Source organism: Winogradskyella sp. (assembly GCF_013213835.1).
In the GTDB taxonomy this organism is placed as follows: domain Bacteria; phylum Bacteroidota; class Bacteroidia; order Flavobacteriales; family Flavobacteriaceae; genus Winogradskyella.
This window is the reverse complement of sequence record NZ_JABSSU010000001.1, coordinates 257,822-273,475: the sequence shown is the minus strand read 5'-3', so window position 1 is coordinate 273,475 and position 15,654 is coordinate 257,822. Positions and strand designations below refer to the sequence as shown.

The window sequence follows — 15,654 nt, the reverse complement described above, 5'->3', positions numbered from 1 at the left end:
AGACTTTGGGATTACTATTTTAAAAACAGATGAAAGTTTTAATAATTCAACAAAAAATGATTGGTGATGTTTTGGCAACAAGTATCTTGTTTGAAGCCATTAAAGAAAAACATGCTGATTATGAATTGCATTACTTATTAAACTCTCATACTTATCCTGTAGTTGAAAATAATCCATATATAGATAAATTTGTTTTTTTTACACCTGAGCATGAAAAGAATACGTTGAAGCTGATCGGGTTAGCTAAACAAATTAGGAAAGAAAAATATGATGCTGTTATAGATGTGTATGCCAAATTAAGTAGTCAAATAATTACGTTATTTTCTGGTGCTAAAACCAGAATATCTACTTATAAGTCGTTTGTGTCATTATACTATAATCATCTTGTTAAATCGGAATGGAAAGCCAATGAAGGCGAAAGAGCCATTAAAAGCAGGTTAAACTTATTAAAGCCAATAGGCATTTCTTCAGAAGTAATCAGACCTAAAATTTATTTAAAAGAAGAAGAAATTCAAAATGCAAAAGAGTTTCTAAGTTCCAACGGTCTAAATCTTGAAACACCTATTATAATGATAAGTCTTTTTGGAAGTTCAGATAATAAAACCTATCCAAATGAATACATGGTTAAAGTTCTAGATTTTATTGTGAGTAAAACCAAAAGTCAAATACTTTTCAACTATATCCCAAATCAAAAAAATCAGGCTTTAAGCGTATACAAGAAAACCAAAAAAAATACTCAAGCGCATATTTTTTTAGATATATATGCTAAAAACTTGAGAGATTTTATTGCACTGACAAGTCAGTGTAATACATTAATAGGTAATGAAGGTGGCGCTGTAAACATGGCTAAAGCCATTAATATCCCAACATTTACCTTTTTCTCACCTTGGATTAGAAAAACATCTTGGAATACGGCAACTGATAATAAAACTCACATTGCTGTGCATCTCAAAGACTATAAACCTGAGATTTACGAAGCAAATAATTTAAAAACAATTAAAAGCAAGGTTGAACATTTCTATAATTTATTTGAATTTGATTATTTTAAAGACCAACTCGAAGTATATTTGGACCATATTATCGAATAATGAAAATTTCTGAACTTCCTTCATCACTTTATCATAGTCTTAAACTCTCTTTAAAACCAGTGTCTTCATTTAAAGAAGACACAAAAGAACGTATTCCTGTAATTGTCTCACTTACAACAATTCCTTCAAGAATTGGAACCTTACATTTAACTATTCGAAGTATTCTCAACCAAAATGTGTTGCCAAAAAAAGTTGTGCTCTGGTTAAATGACAGTTATGAAGGTAAAATTCCGAAGAAATTAAAGAAACTTATTGGAGATACTTTTGAAGTTCGGTATTCACCATATACATTTTCTCACCGTAAACTGATTCACAGCATAGATACTTTTCCCAATGACATCATCATCACCTGCGATGATGATTTAATTTATGAACCTACAAGTATTTCTCAGTTATACAAAGAACATCTAGAAAACCCTAATGTAGTGATCGGTAATAGATGCCGATGTATAACTTATGATGATAATGGTGAAGTTCTTCCTTATTTAAATTGGCCTTTTTATAAAAAAGGAAAAACACATAATAAAAATTTGTATTCACCGGTTGGTGCGTTTTTAGTGCTTTATCCACCCAATGCATTATACAAGCAGTATAATGATATTGATCTGATAAATAAATTAGCACCAAAAAGTGATGATTTGTGGTTTAAAGCAATGGCTTTACTCAATGGTACTATGAGTATGCCTTCAAAAATTGAAAAACCAGAACCAATTCCAATTGCTTTTACACAGAAGGTATCTCTTAAAAAGATTAATAACAAACAAGATTATAATCGCACGCAGTGGCAACAACTCTGCGACTACTTTAATCTGAAGTTTTAGATTTTTCTATTCCATAATCAGTCCACTTAAGTCTATCGCTTTTTGTAGTGGCTCTAATGGCTAGATTTTTATCAATGGATTCTTGTGTTTTATAACCTCTAGGATGATCTAAATGCAAACAAATAGCACTATATCTTATCTGCTTAGACTTTAAACCATAATTAAATAATCGTTCTCCCAATTCTCTATCTTGTCCACCATATTGCATGCGCTCATCAAAACCATTAATGGCGAGAATATCTTTTTTCCAGCCTGAAGCATTATGACCATTCCAACTGGCATTTGTTGGTGTAATAGCATTAAGAACCTTTCGTTTTAGACCGGTAGAAGTTAATTTATTGTTTTTAAAAGATGATGTTAATCCATGAGATTTTAACCATTTCACATCAAAACAACGCTGTGATAAAATATCTTCTTTAGTTATGAGTTCTGAAATATGCATAGGTAACATAAAATAACCTCCGGACAAAAAATAGCCTTCTTCACTTTCATTTAAATGCACCTCTACATAATCCTTTCTTGCAATACAATCTCCATCACTCATTAAAATATAATCTGCATTGCATGACTGTATAGCCTTATTTAAAATCTGAGATTTTTGAAAACCATTATCTTCATGCCATACGTGAATAATTGGATAGCTAACTTTAAATTTCATCTGCTCAATAAGATCAAATGTTGGCTGTTTTGAACCATCATCTGCAATCACCATCTCGAAATTTTTATAAGTCTGGGCCTCATAACTCCACATCACTTTTTCTAACCAAGCTTCAGAATTATATGTACTTATTATTATTGAAATCTTAGGTCTTTGCATTAATCATCTTTTTTAATTCCGAATGTAGACCAAACAGTGTTATTCCTTTTTGTAGCTGTTCTCAATTGCCTATTAAAAAATTCAGCCTCTTCTTGTTTATAAGGTCTCTCGTGATGCAAATGTACACAAATCGCACTATATCTAATCTGTTTAAACTTTATTCCGTTATTCATCATTCGTTCACCAACTTCTCTATCCTCACCGCCATATTTCATACGTTCATCAAAACCATTAACAGCCAAGATATCGGTTTTCCAGCATGACACATTCATGCCATCAAATGTCGCTTTTGTAGTTGTTATTTTATTCAAAAGATTAGTTTTAAAACTAGATTTTGAAAGCTTATTCATCTTAAAGGACTTCGGTTGTCTATTTTTAATAAGCCAAGTTTTATCAAAACATTTCTGTGCTGTAATGATATCTTTATCTATAATATTAGATATCGTCTCAGTTAGCTTGTAGTATCCACCAGAAAGTGCAGAATTCTCTTTTCTTAATCGTAAATGTGTTTCAATAAAGTCATTTCTTGCAATGCAATCACCATCAGTAAAAATAATGTAATCTGAATTTGAAGCTACAATGGCCTTGTTTAAAATTTTTGTTTTTTGAAAACCGTCATCCTCTTGCCAAACATGGGTTACTTTTAACTGAGAACTGATTTTGAAATCATCAATAACTTGTTTAGTGTTGTCAGTTGACCCATCATCTGCAATAACGATTTCAAAATCTTTTATAGTTTGTAAATTGTAGCTGTGCAATACTAATTCTAACCACTTTGGTTGATTATAAGTACTAATTATTACGGTTGCTTTTGGGCCTAATTGCATAAGCACAAAAATACTATTTTTACCACATTGAATTTACAACAATGTTAAAACTATCTGGCGTCATTATAACCTATAATGAAGAACGAAATATTGAAAGATGTCTACATTCTTTAAACGATGTTGTAGATGAGATTATAGTCGTTGATTCGTTCTCAACAGATAATACCAAAGTAATTTGTGAATCGTTTAATGTTACTTTTATTGAACAGAAATTCTTAGGCTATATAGAACAAAAGAATTTTGCTTTAGACCAAGCTTCTTATAATTATGTTGTCTCACTAGATGGTGATGAAGCATTATCTGAAACACTTCAAAAATCTATACTTCAACTAAAGACTAATTGGGAATTTGATGGCTATTTTGCCAACAGACTCAATAATTTTTGCGGCCAATGGATTAAATATTCAGACTGGTATCCTAATAGGAAATTGCGTGTTTTTGATAAAACTAAAGCCAAATGGACAGGCATAAATCCGCATGATTATGTGCAGTTAAACAATATAAAAGCTAAGGTTGGGCATTTAGAAGGTGATATCTTGCACTGGACATATCAGACCTACAAGGAAATGGATGATAAATCTGAGTATTTTTCTTCGATTGCTGCCAAGGCCTATTTTGATGAAGGGAAAACAGCTTCTATACTAAAACTTACATGGAACCCAAGCTGGGCATTTTTTAAAGCCTTTATCCTACGATTAGGGTTTTTAGATGGAAAAAACGGTTTTAGAATTTGTTATCAAACAGGAAAGATCACATTCTTGAAATACAAAAAACTAAGAGCACTTTATAAATCTTCGGCGAAAACTACTTCTTCCTGAACTTAAGTTTTTTCTTTAATCTTCGCTTTCTTTGATAACGCTCTTGAAACTCTTGTGTATATCGCCACATTAGCGAGAATACGGTATCAAAGTCTTTACCAATACATTTAGCATACTCATCGCTCATTACCTCAACCAAAGATTTATGAATAGTTAACTTAGCAAAGTTCTTAATACGCTCGTTAAAATCTAAAGCTCTAAACTCCATTCTATTGAGATCTACAAGAAAGAATGTATAACCCTCATTTTCTTTTTTTATTAAGGTATTTCCTGGTGAGTGATCTAAAAAATGAACCTCTCTTTCATGCAATTGAAATGTAAATCTGGTAAAAGCTCTTAGAATTTCTTCATGTTTTGGATAATCAAAATCCTTAGTAAGTTCTCTATAGGTTAAATCACACTCTTGTTGAATACTTATATAATAACTCTTGTAAAATGAAAAGGGCTTTAAATATTCATAAAAAGCAATTGGTTGTGGTGTACCAATACCAAGTTCCATAAGTTTTTTGGCATATTCAAAAGATCGCTGTGCTTTACTTTTTCTAAAAAATCGATATACAAACTTATTGATAGCATTAGGAACTCTAAACGACTTAACATTCAGAGTCATTCCATTTAGATCGAATAACTTCAAAGAATTTCTATCTTGATTTCCAAATGGAGTTCCTTCAGTTTCAAATTTTGAAATGATGTTATCTAAGAAAGATACTTCATCCTTAAAATCCTCATGAATCTTTTTAGATAGTTTCATTTAAATACTTGTTAATACCGTTATCGCACCAAACTGTTTTATTATTCTTTGCCTCCATTTCTAATTGATGATTCTTATCTAAACCATCTTTAGGCTTTACATAATGATATATATGGTAAACTATAGCAATATTCTTTAGCTTTCTATTTTTTAATCCATAATTATGGAATCTTCTACCCAATTCAGAATCTTCTCTTCCCCAACCAAAAAAATCATCATTATAACCATTAACTGCTATAAAATCATCTCTATGAAATGATGTATTGCAACCCCTATTTTTTCGGTTAAATCCATCCTTTTCTTTATAGAACTTACTCAATAACGGTAAGTGTAAAGCTCTACCTCTTTTTTTTATACCTCTACTTAAAAAATTGAAACTAATTTTTTGTTTTTTAAACAATGTAACTAAAAATGATTCTTGAATATTTACTCGACTTCCTGATAGGTAAACACCTCTTCTGGCATAGCGTAAATGATCCTTTACAAAGGAGCTGTGTAAAATACAATCCCCATCTATCTGAATGATATACTCACCTTTAGCATTAGCTATAGCCTTATTAAGAATAATAGATTTACGCCACCCTTTGTCTTCTTGCCACACATGGTGTAAAGGAATACTTAATTTTGATTTAAAAGATTCTATTAAGTTCTTAGTCTCTTCTTTAGAACCATCATCAGCGATAATGACTTCTTCTGGCATTTCTTTTTGAACCATTATACTCTTTAAAACCAGTTCTAAGGCTTCTGGCCAATTATAAGTACAAATAACTAAGGATGCTTTCATCTTTGAATTCAATAATGCAACAAAACTACAATTTTATAAACTTGATTTAAAAAATTACCTAAAAGTATCTCACCCTTTTTTAGTTTCTTTGTTTCATAATTTATAATGCTATGCGATTAATCCAATTCACGGCTTCCAAAGTTTGGAGAGGTCACGAACAAAAAATTATCTATTTATATGAAGCCTTTAAAGATGAAGGTTATGTTGAAGATCAATGGATAGTTTGCCCTATTAATTCTGAGATATATAAAGTCGCAGCAAAAAAGGGGTTACAAGTTATCCCTTTTGAATATAAGTCAGAATACAGTTTATCCTATGCCAAAGAATTTAAAAAGATTGCTAAAGAAATAAACGCATCGGTAATTTTTATCCACAATAGTAAAGCACACACACTTGCTGTTTTAGCATCCTTTATATTTAGAATGAAAACACCTTTGGTGCTCTGTCGTACACTCATAAAACGTGTAGATACTAATTTCTTTAGAAAATGGAAATACAATTATAAAGGCATTAAAAAAATCATTTGTGTTTCGCATCCAGTTATTGAGTCCTTAAAATTTGCCGTTAAAGACCATAGTAGATTTACTGTTATTGGCAGTGTAACCGATGTTAATAAATTTAAAAAACAAGAAGCAACTGGATTGCTACACAAGGAATACAACATTTCTGATGATTATAAACTTATTGGGAATATAGCGGAATTTACTGGATTCAAGGATCACTATACTTGGGTCGATACGGTCGAAATACTGGTGAAAGAAAATAAAATTAAGGCAAAATATATTCTTGTAGGTAAAGGAAAACTAGAACAAGAAATTAAAGATTATGTCGAATCAAAAGGTCTAAGTGATCATATCATTTTTACTGGCTTTAGAAAGGACATACCAGATATTTTACCTGAATTTGATTTGTTTATGTTCACCTCTAATAACGAACCGACTGGTGGTGTGCTTTTAGAATCTTACGCTTGCAAAGTCGCTATTGTAGCTGCTGATGCTGGTGGAGTTTCAGAGGTTATTGTTGATGGTGAAACTGGTTTACTTGCTGAAGTTGGTAACCCTAAAGACTTTGCTATTAAGGTGACACAACTGCTTAATGACAAAACAATGCAAGATAAGTTTACAAAAAATGGTTATCAATATCTTTTAAATAATTTCACTAAAAAAGTTATTGCTAAAAAGATGTACGAAGAATTATCTAAGCATCAATTAAATTAAATCAATGCGTATACTTTTTTTTACTAACGAATATTCTCATCCTGAATTACCTCCACATGGAGGAGTTGGAACATTTTTTAAAACTGTAGCTGAAAGATTGACTGCACAAGGTCATGAAGTATTCATTTATGGTTTTTCAAAGAGAAAGTATGAAATAATTGATGACGAGATAAAAATTAAATTCTTCAAACAATACTTTAAAGCCAACCCGATAGCTGAGTTATTTAGATCATTAAGTTCACGATTAGGTTATCCGAGCATTACAGAATACTGGTTAAAAAAAGAACGTCAACATCTTACCAAACAGCTAAAAAAATATGCCCTCAAAAATAATATAGATATTATTCAGTCTTTTACTTTTAATGGATTCACCGCTTTTTGGGACAATAGTATACCTTTAGTTACAAGATATCATGGTTCAAGAGGTTTTTGGCACTACTATCTAAATAAGCCATATGAAGAACTTAAAATAAAGATGGAAAAAAAAGCTCTATTAGTTACCCCATTTACTGTTGCCAATTCATATTTCTCTAAAGACTTTATAAAAGATTACTACGATATAGAAGTTGCAAAAGTTATTCCTAACGGAATTGATGTCAATCATTTTTCACCTAAAAAAGATGTTGAAGAAATTCCAAAATCAATTTTTTATGTTGGTACAATTTCAGAAGCTAAAGGAGTTAATAATCTCATTTCGGCCTTTAATGAGATCATTAAAAAACATCCTGATGCCACATTACATTTAATAGGAAGAGGTGAAAAATATTTCAATCAATTAAAATCCAAATTATTCACCGAAGCCGCATTAGTTAATACAACCTATTATAAGCACATCTCTCTTAAAGAGTTACCTAGGAAACTTTCTGAAGCTTCGTTAATAGCAGTACCTTCAAAAGGTGAAACATTTGGCTTCACTATTGTTGAAGCAATGGCATTAGAAAAAATTACAGTTGTTTCTGATATTCCGGTTGCTCATGAAATTATTGAAGACACAAAAGATGGGTTTATTGCAAAGGACACAAAACACTTCGAAGAACTTATCTGTAAGGTTTTTGATCATCCTGAGGCATTCAGTACAATGAGAAAAGTTGCTCGCGAAAAAGTATTGGCAAATTACACTCTCGAACTCATGACCAAAGCCACACTTAATTATTATAAAGAAATTCTAAAGACTGAAGAATAATCTGCCTTTTATTCTTTACTCAAAAGTGTTTTATATCGTATCTTTGCACAGCCTTTTTTTTTAAAAAAATGAACCATAAGAACGCCATAAAGCATCCTATTTTTCAATACATTTCTCAATCGGCTGAGGAACTCCAATTAGATTGTTATGTCATTGGTGGATTTGTACGTGATTATCTGCTTGAGCGTGGTAATGCAAAAGATATTGATATAGTTGCTGTTGGCAGTGGTATTATGTTAGCGCAACAGGTTGCTCATAATTCACCTACACAACCTAAAGTTCAAGTTTTTAAAACTTATGGTACAGCAATGCTGCGTTACAATGATATTGAGGTAGAATTTGTTGGTGCAAGAAAAGAAAGTTATAACGAAGACAGTAGAAATCCTGTTGTTGAAAACGGCACTCTCAAAGACGACCAAAATAGACGAGATTTCACAATCAATGCATTAGCTTTAAGTCTTAATAAAGATAATTACGGTGAACTTTTAGACCCATTTAATGGTTTAGCAGACTTAGATAAAGGCATAATAAGAACACCTTTAGATCCTGATATTACTTATAGTGATGATCCACTAAGAATGATGCGTGCTATACGTTTTGCTACACAACTTAATTTCAAGATTGAAGAGACTTCGCTGAATGCCATTGCTAACAACAAGGATAGAATTAAGATTATCACTAAAGAGCGTATTGTTGTTGAGCTGAATAAAATTCTCGAAAGCCCAAAACCGTCAATAGGATTTATTCACCTCGAAAAAACAGGATTGTTAAATTATATTTTACCAGAGCTCACAGCACTTAAAGGCATTGATGAAATAGAAGGTCAAAAGCATAAAGACAACTTTTATCATACTTTAGAAGTTGTAGACAACATCTCGGAAACGACCAATAATTTATGGTTACGTTGGGCAGCTTTACTTCATGATATTGGCAAAGCCCCAACAAAGAAGTTTAGTAAAAAAGTTGGCTGGACATTTCATGCACACGAGTTTGTAGGTTCTAAAATGGTTTACAAACTATTCAAGCGTCTAAAAATGCCATTAAACGACAAAATGAAATTTGTACAGAAAATGGTATTGATGAGTTCTAGACCTATTGTCCTGGCTAGTGAGGTAACCGATTCTGCAGTAAGACGTTTGGTTTTTGATGCTGGTGATTATGTTGAAGATTTAATGACACTTTGCGAAGCAGACATTACCACAAAAAATCCTAAAAAATTTAAGAAATATCACAACAATTTTAAAATTGTAAGAGATAAAATAGTTGAAGTTGAAGAGCGCGACCGTGTTAGAAACTTTCAACCACCAGTTTCAGGTGAAGAGATTATGAAGACATTTAATCTAAAGCCTTCAAAAGAAATAGGCATTATTAAAGAGGCAATTAAAGAGGCTATTTTAGAAGGTGAGATTCCTAATGAATACGAAGCCGCTTTAGAGTTAATGATAAAAAAAGGAACTGACTTAGGATTGACGATTGACGATTGATGAATTAAAATTGAAATGATAACACTTTTAAGAACAAATTCTAGTAATAAAGATTTTGCTGATTTAGTAAAACAGCTTGATGCGTACTTAAAAGTGACTGATGGCGATGAGCACGAATTTTACAATCAGTTTAATTCTATTGAACATTTAAACCATGTTGTTCTGGCTTACAAAGGTAAAAACGCTGTTGCTTGTGGAGCTTTTAAAGTATTTAAAACATCAAAAGTTGAAATAAAACGCATGTTCACCATTCCTATTGAAAGAGGAAACGGAATTGCAGCAAAAGTACTTGAGGAATTAGAAAATTGGGCTTTTGAGTTGGGATACAAATCTACGGTTCTTGAAACTGGAAAACGACAGGTCGAAGCTGTGGAATTTTATAAAAAAAATAATTACGCTATAATAGAAAATTATGGGCAATATGCTAATATGGACAATAGCATATGCTTTGAAAAAGAAATAAAAAATGATGAAGAAAGATAATAATGCTGTTATTTATTGGTTACTAACTGGTTGTATTTTAATATTCATTATGGTTATTGTTGGTGGTATCACTAGATTAACACATTCTGGATTATCAATGTCAAATTACAAATTAATTTCTGGCACCATTCCACCGATGAATGAGGTCGAATGGAATGAAGCTTTTGATCTCTACAAGCAATATCCTGAATACCAAAAACTTAATTATGGTATGTCTTTAGAAGAGTTTAAAGACATCTACTTTTGGGAATGGATACATCGTGTTATTGGTCGTTTTATTGGTTTGGTTTTCATCATACCATTTATTTACTTTTTGGTTAGAAAAAGACTGAGCTCATCTACCATAAAAAAAGCCATAATCCTACTTTTTATGGGTGGATTTCAAGGTTTCTTAGGTTGGTATATGGTAAAAAGTGGATTGGTAGACAGACCCGATGTAAGTCATTATAGGTTAGCGGCTCATTTAACCACCGCGTTCCTAACATTTTCGTATACATTTTGGGTGGCTTTGGACTTAATTTTCCCAAATAAAAAAGAAATAAACACAAAAATTAGAAACTTTATTAGACTGAGTTTTGTCGTACTAGTTATACAAATTGTATACGGTGCATTTGTTGCCGGATTAGATGCTGGTTGGATTCATAACCATTGGCCAATGATGAGTGAAGGTAAGTTTATTCATGAAACTGCCTACTCAGAACTAAACCCTGTCTATCTTAATTTTATTGAAGGCAAAAGTGGTGTACAATTTGTTCATAGAACGTTGGCATATATTGTAGTAGCATTTGTTTTAGCGATTTGGTATAAAACGTCAAAATTAGAACTCACAAAATGGCAAGGTAAAGGTGTAAATTTACTTTTAATCATTGTTGGTTTTCAATTTTTATTAGGTGTCCTTACCATTTTATTAGCGGTGCCTGTTTGGTTGGGAGTACTTCATCAAGTTGGAGCATTTTTCTTACTAAGTGCAATGGTTTTTACTTTACACCGATTTAGTAAATAAATTATTGGCTTTTGGCTATTGGCATATGTAAAAAAACTGATTACTCAAGATTGATCACTTTTTACTTATCCCTTAATACTAATTACCATTTAAAATCTATCTTTGCAGTATGATTTACAGATTTAGAGTCATCTTAGACAACGATACTGAAGAGGATGTGTTTCGCGACTTAGAAATTCGTGAAACAGACACTATGGAAGACTTACATAACATTATTACGCAATCCTTTGGGTTTGATGGTATGGAAATGGCCTCCTTTTATATCAGTGATGATAAGTGGAATCAAGGTGAAGAAATTGCCATGTTTGATATGAGTGAAGCTGGTAATGAGGTAAAAATGATGAGTACAACAATTATAAAAGATGTTGTTCATGAAGCTTCACCAAAACTGATTTATGTTTATGACTTCTTGAGCATGTGGACGTTTTTTGTGGAATTAGCAGAAATTGTAGATGAAGCCTCAGGAACAGACTATCCTAATTTGATGTTTGTGCATGGTCAAATTCCAGATCAAGCACCAGAAAAATTGTTTGAAGCAGAATCAGATGATGATTTTAATGAGTTTCAAGACGGTTTAGACGTAGATGATTACAGTGACTTAGATTTTGATGAACATTGGAACTAATTCATGGAATGTCTAAACTGTAAGACAATATTTGAAGGGAATTTTTGTCCCAACTGCGGTCAAAAAAGCCAAACCAAACGTTTTACATTTGGCAAAATTATAAATGATGCATTCAAGACCATTACAAATACTGACAAAGGACTTTTCTCTAATTTCAAAAATCTAACACTACATCCTGGCAAATACATTAATGGTTATATAGAAGGTAAAAGAATAAATGTATTTAATCCCTTTAGCTATGCTTTGATAGCTATAGGGTTGTATTTATTTATGGACCATTATTATGATTATTCGTTATTTGAAAGTTTCAAATCTTCAGGTTACAATAAAGAAAGAACCAGCAATAGTAACTATAACTTTTGGTATCAAGTAGGATATTTCACCTACAAATACATAAAATACTTTTTCTTACTTAATATATTTTACCTAAGCATTCTAAGTGCATTAATATTAAAAAAACGAAATTTCGTAGAACATATAGTTATCAATTCTTTTATTGTTGGCCACGCAATTATTATTTCAACGCTATTAATACCTATTTACTCAGCACCAATTATTTTTAATCCGTTAACTTATCTTATTATTTGTGCACTAATGTACCAAGTATATAAAAAATATGATTACAAATTAGTTGTAGTTATAACAATCTTATTAAGTATACTTTCCTCTACTATACTACAATTTATTGCTCCTTTGATTGGCTTATATCTAAAAAGCTTAGTGTAATTGTAAGGATAAATACTAACGTAAAGCACTTACATTTTCATAATTACGCTTCACAAAATCTAAAGCAGATTTTACTACTTCACCCATATTTCTACTTTTCTTAAAGTTAACATCATGTGTGTAATTAAATATTTCTAGCTTTAATTGCTCTGTATATTTTGGTATAGACAACTCATCTGATTGCATACAATCTAACAATGCCTCTACCCTCGCTTTAAAACTAATAAGACGTTTTGCAACTATAGATCGTTCTTCAATTTTATATTGATTTACAGATTCATTCTGTATTTTTTCTCTAACCATCTCAACCATTTTATAGTTTTCTTTAAAAAACTGTGGTCTATATATTTTTAGATTGCCTTCATAAGATTGTTGATCAAAATCTATAGCTCTTATTTTATAAACTACTTGATCAAAATCATGAGTAGGTACAATAACATAGTTATACGAACGCATATCACCAAGAAGTCTTATCATACAGCGCTCATTAAACTTTATAAATTCTTTAGCAATCTGAGCTTTTTCTGATGACGAACATTTTGGTAACATATTTTTTATAAATTCATCGCCAGGAATACCAGCTATATGCTCTTCAATCAAAGTATCCTTACATACTAAAAAGTTCAGGTTGTATGGCGACAACATGTGCTCTAATTCTAAGCCGTAAATTCTTGAAGCATCAGCTTTTTTTACATAGAAATAGGTGAAATTATCATTGAGTATATTTCTAACTTTTACTCTAAATGGTTTAGAATTTCCGAATGTACAGTAGTCGATAGCATCTACATTTAAATATTTTAAAACACTTTCACCTCCATCAGAAATTAATTGGGAATACACCTGTTTTAAACTTGTATCAATTTCCTCTCTGTCAAATTCATTGTAATACACGCGTATCCACAAAGTATCTTCATCATTCTTATCATAGACCACTATTGAACCTTGAAAACGCAATAAATCTTCATAAGAAATCGGAAGATTAATATTTCTTCTATAGTGAGATAGGTAATTATGTAATTTTTCAGAAACCTTATACGAAGGCTTTCTCTTTGATATTTTTAAGTCTCCTTCCATAGCATAAATTTAAGCTTTTATTTAAATGACTGTAACAAAACTATATCACATTCGTCTTACCTACATAAATCAGAATTCCTGAATAGTATTCAGTTGTTCTTATATCCAATCAAAAACCAATCATATTTTGGAACAACCAATCTTAACAATCAATAATCTTACTAAAAAGTTCGGTTACCTCACTGCTGTGAAGGATTTGAGCTTTACAATTCACAAAGGCAATGTCTATGGTATATTAGGACCTAATGGAAGTGGTAAATCTACCACGCTAGGTATTGTACTTAATGTAGTTAATAAAACCCAAGGTGATTTTCATTGGTTTGATGGTAATACATCAACGCATGATGCCTTAAAACAAGTAGGTGCTATAATTGAAAGACCTAATTTCTATCCTTACATGACGGCAGAACAAAATCTTAAATTAGTTTGTAAAATTAAAGGGGTTGATTTCAGCAAAATTGACGAGAAATTAGAAGTTGTCGGGCTTTTAGACAGAAAAGGTCATAAGTTTAGAACATACTCACTTGGTATGAAACAACGTTTAGCTATTGCGTCAGCTTTACTTAATGATCCTGAAATATTAATTTTAGATGAGCCAACTAATGGCCTAGATCCACAAGGAATACATCAAATTCGTCAAATTATAAAGGACATTGCTGCAGGTGGGACTACAATTTTACTGGCCTCTCACCTATTGGATGAAGTTGAAAAAGTTTGCACACATGTGGTTGTTTTAAGAAAAGGTGAAAAATTGTATTCTGGCCGAGTAGATGAAATGATTAATAGTCATGGATTCTTTGAACTTAAAGCAGAACAACAAGATGCATTATTAGAATTATTAGAGTCCAATACTAATTTCGGTAAAATTAACATAGAAGGCGATCTTATTACAGCTTTTTTAAATGAACCAATGTCTGCCTCTGATTTTAATAAACTTATGTTTGAAAAGGGTATTCTATTGTCACATCTTGTAAAAAGAAAAGAAAGCCTAGAGGAACAGTTCTTACAACTAACAGACAATCAATCAAATTAAAACATCTAATTCTGAATTATATAATTAAAACACACCAATCATCATTATGTTACGTCTTATATCATTAGAATTACAAAAACTTTGGCTTAATAAAACGAGTAGAGTTTTAATCATAATTTCATTTATTTTACCCTTTACGGTACTTATCTTATCGTCTATAAAAATTAATTTCTTTGGATTATTCACCTTAGAATTAGGTGAATTAGGCATCTTTAATTTTCCTATTATATGGCATATAACAACTTTTTTTGCCTCATACTTTAAGTTCTTTTTTGCAATTGTGGTTGTTAGTATGATTGGTAATGAATATAGCAACAAAACATTAAAACAAAACCTTATTGATGGATTAAGTAAAAAGGAATTTATTCTCTCGAAGTTTTACACCATTGTATTTTTCTCATTATGTGCCACACTCTTAATTGGACTTGCATCATTTTTTATAGGATTATATTATTCGAGCTACACGGAGGCTTCAATTATTTTTAGAGAGGTGGAATTTTTACTAGCATATTTTGTAAAATTAGTTGGTTTCTTTAGTTTATGTTTATTCTTTGGAATGCTTTTAAAACGCTCTGCTTTTGCATTAGGCTTTATATTTATCACCTGGATTTTAGAACTTATCATTTTTGGCCTAATGGCTTGGCGAATTGATGGTGATTTCGCTGGGAAGATTTTTAATTTCTTCCCCATCCAATCCATGTATAAGCTTATTGATCAGCCGCTTCAAAGAGTTGCAATGACCAAGTTCCCTGAAAAAGGTGATTTAGCTTATGACTATGCAGTACATTGGTACGAGATTGCTATTGTACTTGGTTGGTCTGCACTTTTTATCTTTTTATCTTATCAATTATTAAAAAAGCGAGATTTATAATATCTTTGATAGCAATTGCTATGTAAATTTTAAAAACTAAAACTAGATA

At 31.3% G+C, this 15,654-nt stretch carries 17 protein-coding genes; 12 read left to right on the top strand and 5 right to left on the bottom strand.

All coding sequences use genetic code 11. From position 1 onward, the window contains the following. The first annotated feature begins 29 nt into the window (after positions 1-29). Both HRU50_RS01255 and HRU50_RS01250 read left to right on the top strand, forming a co-directional pair. On the top strand, positions 30-1,088 hold the full coding sequence (locus tag HRU50_RS01255; protein WP_296347327.1) for a glycosyltransferase family 9 protein: 1,059 nt from the start codon (positions 30-32) through the stop codon (positions 1,086-1,088). Beyond that, complete coding sequence (locus HRU50_RS01250) at positions 1,088-1,909, top strand: glycosyltransferase (protein WP_296347325.1); 822 nt, start codon at positions 1,088-1,090, stop codon at positions 1,907-1,909. Before HRU50_RS01255 ends, HRU50_RS01250 begins: the two co-directional genes overlap by 1 nt. Here the strand turns inward: HRU50_RS01250 and HRU50_RS01245 are convergent. Next, complete coding sequence (locus tag HRU50_RS01245; protein ID WP_296347323.1) at positions 1,893-2,726, bottom strand: glycosyltransferase family 2 protein; 834 nt, start codon at positions 2,724-2,726, stop codon at positions 1,893-1,895. The two genes, HRU50_RS01250 and HRU50_RS01245, sit on opposite strands and share 17 nt — an antisense overlap. Further along, positions 2,726-3,553: a glycosyltransferase family 2 protein gene (locus HRU50_RS01240; RefSeq protein ID WP_296347321.1), complete on the bottom strand. Its 828-nt coding sequence runs from the start codon at positions 3,551-3,553 to the stop codon at positions 2,726-2,728. The genes HRU50_RS01245 and HRU50_RS01240 overlap by 1 nt, the downstream gene beginning before the upstream one ends. Before the next feature lie 41 nt (positions 3,554-3,594). On the opposite strand from HRU50_RS01240, the gene HRU50_RS01235 reads away from it, so the two are divergent. After that, the gene (locus HRU50_RS01235) at positions 3,595-4,371 is read left to right on the top strand and encodes a glycosyltransferase family 2 protein (protein ID WP_296347319.1); all 777 of its coding nucleotides are present in this window, start codon (positions 3,595-3,597) and stop codon (positions 4,369-4,371) included. Here the strand turns inward: HRU50_RS01235 and HRU50_RS01230 are convergent. Beyond that, a complete protein-coding gene (locus HRU50_RS01230) occupies positions 4,358-5,122 on the bottom strand; it encodes a lipopolysaccharide kinase InaA family protein (protein WP_296347317.1) in 765 nt (254 codons plus the stop codon). The genes HRU50_RS01235 and HRU50_RS01230 overlap by 14 nt on opposite strands. Next, complete coding sequence (locus tag HRU50_RS01225) at positions 5,109-5,906, bottom strand: glycosyltransferase family 2 protein (RefSeq protein WP_296347315.1); 798 nt, start codon at positions 5,904-5,906, stop codon at positions 5,109-5,111. The genes HRU50_RS01230 and HRU50_RS01225 overlap by 14 nt, the downstream gene beginning before the upstream one ends. Before the next feature lie 110 nt (positions 5,907-6,016). Between HRU50_RS01225 and HRU50_RS01220 the strand changes: the two genes are divergently transcribed. The 7 genes from HRU50_RS01220 (at position 6,017) to HRU50_RS01190 (ending at position 12,627) form a co-directional block, all read left to right on the top strand. Further along, positions 6,017-7,123 carry a glycosyltransferase family 4 protein gene (locus tag HRU50_RS01220; protein ID WP_296347312.1) on the top strand — a complete coding sequence of 369 codons (1,107 nt, stop codon included), beginning with the start codon at positions 6,017-6,019 and terminating at the stop codon, positions 7,121-7,123. A gap of 4 nt (positions 7,124-7,127) precedes the next feature. After that, entirely contained in the window at positions 7,128-8,306 is a 1,179-nt protein-coding gene (locus tag HRU50_RS01215) for a glycosyltransferase family 4 protein (RefSeq protein WP_296347310.1), read from the top strand. Positions 8,307-8,374: 68 nt separating this feature from the next. Continuing rightward, positions 8,375-9,790: an HD domain-containing protein gene (locus HRU50_RS01210; protein WP_296347309.1), complete on the top strand. Its 1,416-nt coding sequence runs from the start codon at positions 8,375-8,377 to the stop codon at positions 9,788-9,790. 15 nt (positions 9,791-9,805) lie between these two features. Next, on the top strand, positions 9,806-10,273 hold the full coding sequence (locus HRU50_RS01205) for a GNAT family N-acetyltransferase (protein WP_296347307.1): 468 nt from the start codon (positions 9,806-9,808) through the stop codon (positions 10,271-10,273). Further along, entirely contained in the window at positions 10,260-11,276 is a 1,017-nt protein-coding gene (locus tag HRU50_RS01200; protein ID WP_296347711.1) for a COX15/CtaA family protein, read from the top strand. Before HRU50_RS01205 ends, HRU50_RS01200 begins: the two co-directional genes overlap by 14 nt. A 109-nt stretch (positions 11,277-11,385) precedes the next feature. Continuing rightward, complete coding sequence (locus tag HRU50_RS01195; RefSeq protein WP_296347305.1) at positions 11,386-11,901, top strand: hypothetical protein; 516 nt, start codon at positions 11,386-11,388, stop codon at positions 11,899-11,901. A 3-nt stretch (positions 11,902-11,904) separates the two neighbouring features. Beyond that, a complete protein-coding gene (locus HRU50_RS01190) occupies positions 11,905-12,627 on the top strand; it encodes a DUF3667 domain-containing protein (protein WP_296347303.1) in 723 nt (240 codons plus the stop codon). A 15-nt stretch (positions 12,628-12,642) separates the two neighbouring features. Here HRU50_RS01190 and HRU50_RS01185 read toward each other — a convergent pair whose 3' ends face one another. Further along, positions 12,643-13,701: a hypothetical protein gene (locus tag HRU50_RS01185; protein ID WP_296347301.1), complete on the bottom strand. Its 1,059-nt coding sequence runs from the start codon at positions 13,699-13,701 to the stop codon at positions 12,643-12,645. Between the two features lie 127 nt (positions 13,702-13,828). Here HRU50_RS01185 and HRU50_RS01180 point away from each other — a divergent pair, with 127 nt between their 5' ends. Further along, entirely contained in the window at positions 13,829-14,734 is a 906-nt protein-coding gene (locus tag HRU50_RS01180; protein WP_296347299.1) for an ATP-binding cassette domain-containing protein, read from the top strand. A 46-nt stretch (positions 14,735-14,780) separates the two neighbouring features. Then, positions 14,781-15,605 (top strand): ABC transporter permease subunit, encoded by an 825-nt coding sequence (locus HRU50_RS01175; protein WP_296347297.1) that lies wholly within the window; start codon positions 14,781-14,783, stop codon positions 15,603-15,605. Positions 15,606-15,654 lie beyond the last annotated feature (49 nt).